At 48.7% G+C, this 11,336-nt stretch carries 10 protein-coding genes; 4 read left to right on the forward strand and 6 right to left on the reverse strand.

The window, feature by feature from the left end; all coding sequences use genetic code 11:
- Window positions 1-75 precede the first annotated feature (75 nt).
- The 3 genes from GVJ32_RS07745 to GVJ32_RS07755 all read right to left on the reverse strand — a co-directional run bounded on the left by GVJ32_RS07745 (window position 76) and on the right by GVJ32_RS07755 (window position 3,094).
- Complete coding sequence (locus GVJ32_RS07745) at window positions 76-282, reverse strand: cold-shock protein (RefSeq protein WP_008251819.1); 207 nt, start codon at window positions 280-282, stop codon at window positions 76-78.
- Window positions 283-541: 259 nt separating this feature from the next.
- Window positions 542-1,984, reverse strand: a complete 1,443-nt coding sequence (gtfA, locus tag GVJ32_RS07750; RefSeq protein ID WP_159239488.1) for a sucrose phosphorylase — start codon at window positions 1,982-1,984, stop codon at window positions 542-544.
- Between the two features lie 111 nt (window positions 1,985-2,095).
- Entirely contained in the window at window positions 2,096-3,094 is a 999-nt protein-coding gene (locus GVJ32_RS07755) for a GlxA family transcriptional regulator (protein WP_159239489.1), read from the reverse strand.
- 192 nt (window positions 3,095-3,286) lie between these two features.
- Between GVJ32_RS07755 and GVJ32_RS07760 the strand changes: the two genes are divergently transcribed.
- A complete protein-coding gene (locus GVJ32_RS07760; protein WP_159239490.1) occupies window positions 3,287-3,475 on the forward strand; it encodes a hypothetical protein in 189 nt (62 codons plus the stop codon).
- Between the two features lies 1 nt (window position 3,476).
- Window positions 3,477-3,878, forward strand: a complete 402-nt coding sequence (locus GVJ32_RS07765) for a hypothetical protein (RefSeq protein WP_159239491.1) — start codon at window positions 3,477-3,479, stop codon at window positions 3,876-3,878.
- Here the strand turns inward: GVJ32_RS07765 and GVJ32_RS07770 are convergent.
- Together GVJ32_RS07770 and GVJ32_RS07775 are read right to left on the reverse strand one after the other, a co-directional pair.
- The gene (locus tag GVJ32_RS07770; protein WP_159239492.1) at window positions 3,847-4,884 is read right to left on the reverse strand and encodes an AraC family transcriptional regulator; all 1,038 of its coding nucleotides are present in this window, start codon (window positions 4,882-4,884) and stop codon (window positions 3,847-3,849) included. The two genes, GVJ32_RS07765 and GVJ32_RS07770, sit on opposite strands and share 32 nt — an antisense overlap.
- The gene (locus tag GVJ32_RS07775; RefSeq protein ID WP_159239493.1) at window positions 4,874-5,836 is read right to left on the reverse strand and encodes a GGDEF domain-containing protein; all 963 of its coding nucleotides are present in this window, start codon (window positions 5,834-5,836) and stop codon (window positions 4,874-4,876) included. Before GVJ32_RS07775 ends, GVJ32_RS07770 begins: the two co-directional genes overlap by 11 nt.
- Window positions 5,837-6,090: 254 nt before the next feature.
- Here GVJ32_RS07775 and GVJ32_RS07780 point away from each other — a divergent pair, with 254 nt between their 5' ends.
- A complete protein-coding gene (locus GVJ32_RS07780) occupies window positions 6,091-8,304 on the forward strand; it encodes a TonB-dependent receptor plug domain-containing protein (protein ID WP_159239494.1) in 2,214 nt (737 codons plus the stop codon).
- Between the two features lie 72 nt (window positions 8,305-8,376).
- Window positions 8,377-9,930 (forward strand): phytase, encoded by a 1,554-nt coding sequence (locus GVJ32_RS07785; protein WP_159239495.1) that lies wholly within the window; start codon window positions 8,377-8,379, stop codon window positions 9,928-9,930.
- 112 nt (window positions 9,931-10,042) lie between these two features.
- Here GVJ32_RS07785 and GVJ32_RS07790 read toward each other — a convergent pair whose 3' ends face one another.
- Window positions 10,043-11,284, reverse strand: coding sequence for a cytochrome P450 (locus tag GVJ32_RS07790; protein WP_159239496.1), 1,242 nt, complete (start codon window positions 11,282-11,284; stop codon window positions 10,043-10,045).
- Window positions 11,285-11,336 lie beyond the last annotated feature (52 nt).

Genomic DNA, 11,336 nt, shown 5'->3' on the forward strand with positions numbered 1-11,336 from the left:
AGGTCCTGCCCCTTTAGCATTCAATCCACAAGGGTTTGAAGCTGGCTGGAACCCGAAGGCCCAGCCCATAGCAAATTACAGTGCTACGATGTTCTCTGCTTGAGGACCTTTTTGTCCTTGAGTAACAGTGAACTGTACGCGCTGGCCTTCAACCAAAGTTTTGAAGCCTGAACCAGAGATAGCGCTGAAGTGAGCGAAAACGTCTGGGCCAGATTCTTGCTCGATGAAGCCAAAGCCTTTAGATTCGTTGAACCATTTTACTGTGCCAGTAGTAGTAGACATAATTTTATTCCTGAAATATTCAAAGGTAATTTTGATCTAAAATCAGATCGGTTAGGCTGGAAGTGATTCTATTACTTATGAAGTACAGGACGAAAACTACAGACAGGACTTCGAAATGGTGTACATAAATATAGGTCGAACTTTCTAGCTGGGACTGAGTATATAGACATTTCTGTACTTGTCTACCCCCTATTACTACCAAACGCCTGCGTAATACCCTTATAAATTCAGGGTTTACACAAAGTTTTGTCACAATGCCTTAACACTGCAGCCGACACTCAGCCAAAGAATCTTCGTCTAGATAGGTCACCGTGGCGGTATTAAAGTTAAGGTCGACAAACAAATGGCAGTAAAAATCACCGTGCCGCCACCCCATAGACACACTAGAATCATTGGAATAGCCCAGCTCAAAGTGGCCATCAAAGGCAGGGTAATTGTTCCGAAACCGCATAAGCGCTAGCAATCGCTGCACGATTGGCTGCTCAACTGCTTCGTCAATTTCCGCCATGCTGTAGTAATGGCGATTAATATCGCGCAATTCGCCAGTCGCCTCCATCAGCTCATTATCATTACAGCCAGCCAATAGGCCCACGTAGTAAACCTGCGGAATACCTGGTGTGAAAAATTGGATGGCGCGCGCCGCCAAATAGGCATCGTCATTGCGCATTAAGGCGTCGTAAAAAGTGCAGGTTAATTGGTAAATGGCGCCCACACTGTGAATATTGGCGGCCGAGCGTCGCAAAATGGGATCGGCGCTGCGGCTAGAAATATTGTCGATTAGGGCGCGAATCTTTTCCTCGGGTAAGGCCCCTTCCACATCGGGAATGCATATGCCGTCGTGGGTATCTAGCACCGTGACCATATTGCGCGGGCACATACGCAGCCAATTCTTAAGGTAGACACTATTAGCGTCCAACAGAGAGAACAACAATAGCGGCGGTAAGGCAAAGCCATAGGGATGCATATTGCGACGACTAATGGCGTACTGGTAGCTGCTGTGATCGTGCACTTCTGGTAAAACTTCAGCGCCGTGTAACTGCGCCACGCCGTTGATCCAATCAAGATTTCGATACACATCAGGCTCAACCAAAAAGCAGCTGGTGCCAATGCGCTTGGTGGTATATCCGAAAGCGTCTAACCGAAACAATTTAACCCCGCGCTGCGCCAAAAAACCGATGTAGTTTTCCATCAATTGGAAGGTCAGCTCAGATTCGTAATTTAAATCTATTTGATGCTCAGTAAAGGTGCACCACACGCGCCCCGTGCCGCCATCGGCAAAGTCGACTCGGCGGAACGGCTCCTTCTCTTTGCGAATATGAATCTTTGCCAGGTCATCCGAGCTTATCTCGCCAAATTTTTCAACATGAACAAAGAGATCGGCATATTCAGACTCATAGCCTTTGGCTACAAAATCCTTAAACTCTTCCGACTCATCGGAAATATGATTTACCGTAACATCGCAGCAAAGGTCATATTGTGATGAGATACGCTCAATGTCTTCCCAAGTGCCGTACTCAGGATCGACTTCTTTGTGGGTCAGCGGTGAAAATCCCGCGTCGGCATTCGAGGGGAAAAACGGCAGAATATGCACACCGCCAATCGCGTCCGAAAAGTGCCGTTCAATCACGGTGTGTAAATCTTTTAAGTTGTTACCAAGACGATTGGGATAACAAATCATCTGCACAGCATTGCGTAAGGCCATTCAACGGCTCCGGTCTGTGAGTGATGCTTAACCATAACCATTGCTCGGCAAGCATGCAAACCGCTAACGCCCACTTCTTCGCTATTTACTGTGCTAAATCGCAGCTTATATTTAATGCAGCTCAGACGGACGCACAAATCGCTGCCGATATTCCCGCGGTGTCATTTGGCAATAACGCTTAAATAGCCGTCTAAATGCACTTTCATCTTGGTAGCCACAGCGCTGCACAATTTCTGAAAATCTAAGCTGGGTGGTTTCCAATAATATTTTACTGCGCTCTATTCTCAGCTTTTGAGTTAGCCCTTGGGGTGATTCGCCGATGGCATTGTTAAAGCGACGGATTAGGGTTCGCGGGCTCACCGCCACACTCGCCGCTAGATCTTCAATTTTAAAATCACGCGCCAAATTTGTTCGTATCCACTGTTCAGATTTATTGACCACCTCATCGCTACTGTCGAACAAAGACAGTATTGCGTACGGCGCTTGGGTAACACGCTGACTGTCGAGCATCATGTATTTTGCCAGCAAACGCGCAAATGGCTTGCCAGCGTACTTCTCGATAACGCTCAAACCAACGTCTAAATAGGAGCTAGACCCCGCACCAGTAAGCACATTGCCCGAGTACACACATATTGCGTCTCTATCTACCTGAATATTGGGATAGCGACGCTGCATTTCACTTTGCAACCACCACGCCGTGGTCACACGACCATCCTCTAACAAGCCCGCCTCGGCCACCGCATAACTGCCGCTGCAATTAGTGGCAATAAGCTCTAAATCCTTACCATGCTCGCCCAGCCAATCAATCAGCTCTCGCCACTGCAGCAGGTTCTCGCCAACGCTAGCGGCATTAGGAATCATAAACGCGGGGCTAAACAGAGTATCGCCAGCGCGAATATCATCAACACTGCCGTCCACCTCCATACGACAACCGTTTACGCACTCGATAGCCCCCCCATCCATCGACACAAAACGCACATCAAACAAAGGCCCTGCGCTTTTTGCCGTGTTCTTGGCGATCATATTCGCAACCATAAATAAATCGCGATTGCCCACCAAGCTGCTCGCCATCGCGCCATTAACCGCGAGAATAAATATCCGTCTACTCATACCGCCTCCATCACCACCGCTTATTCAACACGCTAAGTGCCATATACGCCACATTATCAATAAATTAGCGCGGCGCAAGCTGAACTTTAGCATATGGCGTAAATAACACTTTATATGTCATATAAGACACTGTAGCGATTATTACACCGCGCCTAAACTAATTCCAAGTTAAAGCAGCAGGAGAACCTCCCAGTGAAAACACTGAATAGACGGCGTTTCTTAGCGAATCTTGGCATCGCCTTAAGCGCAGCAAGCCTCAGCACGCTAGGCCTCACCGCTTGCAGCAATATCCCTCCCCAGCCCTTTCATTTAGGCAAAGTGGTTAAGCCACCACTGGGCTGCCAAGAATTATTGGCACGGGACCAACGTGGAGATTGCTGAGATGGGCGCACTTAAAAAAGAACTGCAATATATTCACCATACCGTGAGCAAGCACTTCGTACAGGCCAATGACGCAGGCGAAAGCTGGGATATGCCCCCAGAGGGTTATAACGGTCGCCAGTGGCTGCGGGACGATTGCGACGGTTTTTGCCTAGCCTGCCGTGTATTGTTAAGAGACAGGGGGATTCCAAGCAGACTCGTCTACTGCGAGCTAGAGCGCAGCGGTCACCTCGTCGTAGAGGTACAAGGCTGGATTCTAGACTTACGCCAAAGTGGCGTCGTCGCCAATACCCTACTCCCCAATTACCGATGGCTGAGAATATCCGGATACGAAGCGGGGGAACCCTGGCGGGAGATTGTTAATAGCGGCGCTACTTTACAAGTGGCGGCATTAGATCATTAAAATTTGCTTTCATCAGACTCGGGCTCAATCCCGTCCAGCGTTTGAATGCGCGCCGAAAATTACTGCTGTCATGAAAATTTAGGCGTGCGGCGGCGTCATCCACAGAGGTTCTTTTTAACAATAATTCAATCAGGGCTAACTCAAGTTGGTATTGATCCAACTGCTGCTGAAAGGATAAGCCGTGCTCACGCAGGCGACGCTTCAGCGTGGCTTGGCTAATACCAAGTTTTACTGAGCAGGCAGAAAGATCACTGTGCCCCCCACCCTCGCTAGCTAGTATTTTTTGCAAACGCTCGCTTAAATAAGACGCATTCGGCAACAAGGCCTCACAGTCGGCAATCGCAACTTGGCTACGCACGCTAATCGATACAGATTCTTTATCAGCCTCATCGACAAGCAGGCGCACACCATCAAATGGTGCTGAAAAACAGCAGCTGCCATTCAAATGCGCGATGAAATGCTCGCGGTGCTCACCGGCGGACGATCGAAAATAATAACGCGCCTCGCGCAGCCCAGAAAACCGTTTAATAATGCTGGCCAAGGTGGTTATTGCCGCTACCAAAGCCAGCCCATCGACACTGGCAAACGCAGATGGCCTAAACATAATGAGTATTTCATTCGGCGCGGGCCTCACTAAGCGCATAGCCAAATCCGGAGACAACAACACCGAGTAGTCACAGAGTAATGTTAAAACCGTCGGTAGCTCAGAATAGCTATCCACCAGCGCGCTTATCGGCCCTAAGCCATGGTGTAATAACTGATGACCTAACTGAAACGGAAAATCTGCACCCGGCCAAAGACGGTTGGCGTTGCGCAGTAATTGCTGAAACTGAAGCAAACTGATATATCGCCCCGTAAAGGGCAAATCACTCGCAAACAAAGCCGTATTAAGCAAAAGCTCATGGGTGTCTATTCCCCTAGCTGCGCACAAATCCAATATCGCAACCGGTTGCAACCATGCAGGAATAACTTTATCGCTAGCGACAAGATAGCAACTAGTCTTCATTGTCGATGCGCTTCATAGCCAAAATATTTGAGTTCGCGCGGGCCAACAATTCATCCGCATTTTCTCCGCTGCGCGATTCAACGACCGCCAAGCGCACTGCAATATCAAAACTGTCGCCCGCCTGATTGTATAAAGCTAGCTGTATCGCTTCACTCAACAAACGCCCTAAAGCTCCCTGCAGTCCGGGTCGCTGGGGATTATTTGCTATTACGGCAAAACGATCGCCACCGTAACGACACACCAATGCCCCCTCCGGCGCTGCCGCCACCAAGGTTGCGGCGACGCGATTTAGCACAGCGTCACCGCAGGCAAAACCGTAATACCGATTCACCGCACTAAAATTATCTAAATCAATTAACCATAACGTCGCAGTTTTGGAATTCGACAGTGTTGCGTCAAGCGCTCGACGACAATACGCACCGCTGTACAAATCCGTTACCGGATCGATATCACGATGATCGCGAATACCGGCCTCTCTGCGTCTCTGCTGACGCGCCAATACCCGCTGTTCCTGACTTAAGGCCAATACCGCATAGGTTATTAGCAACACCGCCAACGGCGTTACTACCGATTCTAATGAGGCACCCCAACCTGCCCCGCCCAAACGGATAAACTCGTCTAGCACATCAAGATAAAAGCCAAAGCCAAGGCAGCCAAAGCCCGCAAGCAAACACTGTGTCACCGGCCCCGGTGGCCGCCACTGCAATAAAAAATGCAGCCAACTTAGAGCCGCAATGACGACCAAACCTTCGCCACCCACGTCCAACCAGTCAATCTCGGCCCAGGTTTTTAACTCCCCACCTAGGGAAGCCGCCAAGGCAAATAGAGCGAATACCAAAACCATCAGCCCGTATACCCGCCCATAGCGATAACGACTCGCGGAATGTAGCGCCGGCACCTTGCGATGCAGGGCGGGCCAGTCAGAAAAGCTCAGCGAATTTTGCTTTTTCATTCATTTATCCATTTAAGCGCAGGCCATATCGCCCGCAAACGCCCACTCACAGCGTGCAGAACCATCAAATTAGCCATTAGTGTACCCAGCAAAGGTTTCAGAAAAAGGTCATATCAGCTCAGCACCCTCGTAAACCCCGCCGATATCGCAAGATCCCGCCCTCCCTTAGAGCCGCTGTCAACGAACTGTCACACAGCATCTTTAACGTGCTCAGTCATTACGTAACTCAACACCTTTTTGCAGAGGAATAGTTCATGAAGGCCACCACCCAACAGCGTTTTCACCCACTAACAATGGCAGCCATTGCACTCGTACTTGGCAGCCCCAGCCTGCTCGCCCAAGAGCAGGCGACGGCGAAAATGGAAAACGTACAGGTCATTGCAAAGCGCGTGGTAAAACGTAATCACGTGAATAGCCCTTCGCCAAAATTGGTGTACGACGCCGATTTCTTCCAACGCTTTGAACCGATTTCTGTTGGCGACATGCTCAAGCGGGTTCCCGGTGTTAGTTTTAATAGTGATGTTGGTGAATACGATCTTCCCCGCCTGCGAGGCTTAGATTCTCGCTACACTCAGGTGCTTATCAATGGCCGCCGCCTCTCTGGCGAAGAAGACAGCGGCGCGATTGCGGTAGATCGAATTCCCGCAGAGATGGTCGAAAAAATAGAAATCATCCGCAGCCCCAGCAGTGACATCAGCAGCCAAGGTATTGGTGGCACCCTAAATATTATTCTCAAGGACGGCGCCCGCCACGAAGGCGGAATCTGGCGCGTAGGCGTCGTTAATATGGAAGAAAATCGCGGTAGCGGCTTTGTCGGTATGTCGGGTGTTAGCGACAAAATCGAATACGGCTTTTCAGTCAATATTCAAGAGCGCTACAACCCAAAAGACAAGACCTCCAGCGAACAAGAGGAAGATGAGCGCGAAGACATTATTGAAAGTGATGTGCGCGACAGCCGCGATGTCGCCTTTGCCGCCGACGTGGCATTTCAGTTAAGCGAGAAAAGTAAATTACGCCTAAATCTTCTGCATATTGATACAGAGCGTGAAGAAAAAGAAAATACTCGAGTCACCGCACTTGAACGCGCCGATAGTTCATCGCCATTCGCGATTGATGAAATTGCTCTAGAAAATCAGTTAGAAGACATCGACCAAAGCAACACCAGTCTCGGCATAGATTACGAACTTGCCACAGCCAGCGGCGAATTAAACGTCTACGCCAGCACGCATCAATTTAAGCAAGACAAACGCGAAACAAATTTTGAAGCAGACTTAGGTGACCCACTCGAATTAGACGCACAAGAATTAACTGATATCGACGACACCGAAGACCGCATTGGCTTTAGCTGGAAACGTGAATCAGCTAATAGTGAATCTAAGCTGGGCTTAGAATACGTCAGCAAAACGCGAGATTTTAATCTTAAAGCAATGGATGACAACGGCGATCTTGACGAGGAAAATGACGAATTCGCCGATTTTAGCGTCGACGATAAAGGCTTTAACGCATTCGCCAGTAACAGCTGGAAACTGCGTGATGATTTAGAAGTAGAGCTAGGCCTGCGCGCAGAGTATCGCGATGTAGGCATAGTTGGCCGAGACTTCGATGGCAATATAAGCCGCAGCAATAATGATAGTATCGACTACAACCCCTCAGCGCATATTCGCTGGCACCTAAACGAGAACGAGCAATTTCGCGCCAGTATTGCCCGCACCCTTCGCCGTCCACAGTTCGACCAACTAAACCCCGTCGAACTGACCATCGACGATGAGAAATTTCGTGGAAATAGCGATTTAGATCCAGAGAGCGCCATTGGTATTGACCTTGGCTACGATCACTTCATTGCCGACAGCGGCGTGATCGGCATTAACTTTTTCTATCGCGAAGTGGAGGATTTAATTGAGTATCGCCAAACCGACATTACTGTTGGCGGAACAGATTTTGAATTGCGTCAAGCGATCAACAACCGCAACACCGGCAAGGTTATGGGCGTTGAATTGGATTTCAGCGCGCCAATGACATTAATAGACTTACCATCTGCACAAGCGTTTTTCAATCTCACACTATTGGATTCTGAAGTTGAAGACGACTATTTTGACGGTGTAAAAAGACGATTCAGCGGGCAAGCAAAATATGTTTACAACCTAGGTTTTGAACACGAACTTGCAGCCTTGCAAGCTAGCTATGGTCTCAGCTATCAAAAGCAAGGTGACAGCGAGGAATTTGAAGGTAATGAAATTAATCGCATACGCTACGACGGCAATTTAGAAGTATTTATTGAAAAACGCTTTGACAATGGCAACTACGCACTGCGTCTGTCTGGTCAAAATTTACTAGACGCCGAAAAGAATGAGCTTATTCGCAAATACGACGACACCGCAGCACTGCGCGCTGGACAGCTCGAATCAACAGAGACCGAAATCGAACACACCTCACCAGCTATTTTGCTAACACTGCGCGGTAGCTTTTAAGCGAGCCTATTCTGAATTGCAATGGCAGACTGATTTAGCAGCCTGCGACATTTACTCTATTTTGGAATTTTTATGAATACTTTTGGAAAAACATTACTCGCCAGCGCCCTACTCGGTATTAGCGCCTGCTCCCCTTTAGCCAGTGTAACGAATCCCAGCGCCAATGCCTTAAGCTTCAATAAACAGCATATCTTTTACACTGACGCGTCGATTTATAGCAGCCAAAACGAAATAGAAGCCGTCACTAAATCCGGTGAATGGCTCATATGGGCGGAGGACCCACAACGGGAACTATGGATGGCATCGCTAAGTGACAACACACTGACACCCACAAAAATTGCCATCCTAGACCACGGTGTTGACGGTCTCTGTGCCGCGCCATTGTCCGACACTGCACTAGACGTTTTTATTAGCGACGGCGATGGCGGCATGCACCACTACTGGCTTACTCCACAAGGCGGGCAATTCCACGCCGTACGCAATCTTGCTATCAACCCCGATGTAGAACGCTGCCTGTTAAATGAATCGTCATTAATCTACCTAGACCCTTATTTGGGGGCCATGAGTGTCGATCGCAACCCCGAAACCGATACCGTGATTCGCCCCGCCAATGTGGCGGCTAATCGCCACCTGATCGAGAAACTTTCGTCGGCACCTGAATCCCTGATACTCGAACACGCCCATTCAGCACCGCAGGCACCATTCCCGCTTATTAGCGCTGACCTTGAAACCGACTCGGTTGATCGCGCCGGTGACGCCGCCGACGACCCAGCCATCTTAGTCTCCGATAAGGGCACACTATGGATTGCCGGTACCGACAAACAGCAAGGCCTTCGGGTATATAACGCACAGGGCAAGCAAATCCACTTCCTTAAACGGGGCCGCTTAAACAATGTTGATAGCCTTGCGCTAACCAACAACCGTTTCTTGCTGTCCGCCACCAATCGCACAAGTCACAGCATTGATTTATTTATAGCCGAGCCTGATAAAAACCGTATCGAATTCATCTCTGCCATACCGCTCGCCATGGACGACCCCTACGGCTTGTGCATGGCCAAAGACGCCAGCGGCAAGATCGCGGTCTTTGCCGGTGACTCTGAAGGCTTGGTTCAATACTGGCAGCTAGATAATAATTACCGCAGCGGTAATATGCTTGCAGAATACCATTTTGATTCCCAAACCGAAGGCTGTGTTTACAACACCGTAGACCAACAGCTCTACGTTGGCCAAGAAGACAAAGGTATTTGGAAAATAGCGCCGATGAGCGGTGAAAAGACCCTGATTGAAACCATGGCGCAGGGCAATTTAGTCGCGGATGTAGAGGGCTTAGATATTTATTACGGCGACCAGCAATACCTCATTGCCTCTAGCCAAGGCGATGACAGCTATGTTGTCTATCAAATTGCGCCATGGAAGATGCTTAGCAAATTTCGCATTGGCCCCAACACCCACACTGGACTTGATGGCGCCTCTGAAACCGACGGCCTTGCAGTAAGCGCAAAACCTATTAAGGACTACCCTCAGGGAATAATGGTCGTGCAAGACGGTCGTAACGTAAGCCCCGCCGCTAATCAAAATTTTAAGATTATTGATTGGCGTAAAGTCGAAGATTTGCTAAATAATTAGCTCTTACCATATTAGAAAAAAGGCACATCAGTAAAAAATACTGATGTGCCTTTTTTAACTGAGCTATATCCACAGATAATTTTTTACTCGTAAATATGGTGCCCTACATAAATCAGCCTTTAAATTTATATTTAATCGGCAGCGAATTTAAACCACTCACAAAATGACTGGGGATGTAAGTCGGCTCACCGTTAAACTCAATACTTTCCAACTGCGGTAGGAGCAAGCGGAAAAAGGTTTCTATCTCCATTCTCGCCAAGTGCATACCTAGACAGTTATGGCGCCCGTGGCCAAAGGCCAGATGTTTACTGCCCTTACGGGATACGTCAAACACCTCTGGTCGATCAATTGCCGAGGCATCGCGGTTCGCAGATTCAAAGAACATGGCAACGGTATCGCCCTTTTTAAGACTCACACCACTTAACTCGGTGTCCGCTAGTACAGTGCGGGCAAAATGCTTAACCGGCGTTACCCAGCGAATGCATTCGTCTGCAGCTGTCGCGTATAGCGTCGGGTCGTCAAGCAAGGCTTTGCGTTGTTCAGGAAATTGAATAAGTGCCTGCAGGCCACCAGCAATACTGGCACTGGTCGTATCGTGCCCCGCAGTAGCAAGCAGCACGAAATAGGATGTAAGCGTAAAGGGGTCGATCAATTCACCATTGAGTTTGGCATTGGCTAGCACACTGGCGATATCATCTTTTGGCGTCGCTCTGCGATCCTCAGCCAGTGCAGTAAAGTATTCCGCCATTGCCTGCACACATTCCATAAACACCGTCATCGCGTCTTTTTCTTCCGTCGCGAAACCTTCTGGCGCAAACAGTTGCTGGGTTAAGCTTAGAATATGCGCTTCGTCTTTTTCTGGTATACCAATCAACTGCAAGATCACCCGCAGTGGATACCAAAATGCGATGTCACTGGCAAAATCGCACTCGCCATCTTTGTCTTTCATGCGTGCGATAAAGCTTTCTGCCAGCTCAGCGACATGGCCGCGCATCTTCGCAATATTGGCAGGCATAAACCAATCACGAGTAATTTTACGCAGCGCCATGTGTTGCTCACCATCCATGTGAACAAGAGTTTTCACACCCATAATCTCGCCAAAGCGCGCCTGATTCATTTCTTCTAATGCTTGTAAAATTAAAACCGCACGGGGCTCGGCACTAAATAACTCAGGTGTCGATTCAATATAGCGAATATCCTCGTAGCGACTTATAGCCCAATACGGCCGAATATCGCCAGGTTCAATCAGACAAATTGGCCGATGCTCCCTCAATTCTGCGAGCTTGGCGCTAATGTCTGCAGGCCGTGTATATGACATGGCATCGCTGAGAATGGAATCACTAAAATTAGACATTTTTTATTTCCTATAACTACGCGAAACCTTTGCAGAATTGTTTAACTTACTA

It is taken from the genome of Zhongshania aliphaticivorans (assembly GCF_902705855.1).
Lineage (GTDB): Bacteria > Pseudomonadota > Gammaproteobacteria > Pseudomonadales > Spongiibacteraceae > Spongiibacter > Spongiibacter aliphaticivorans_B.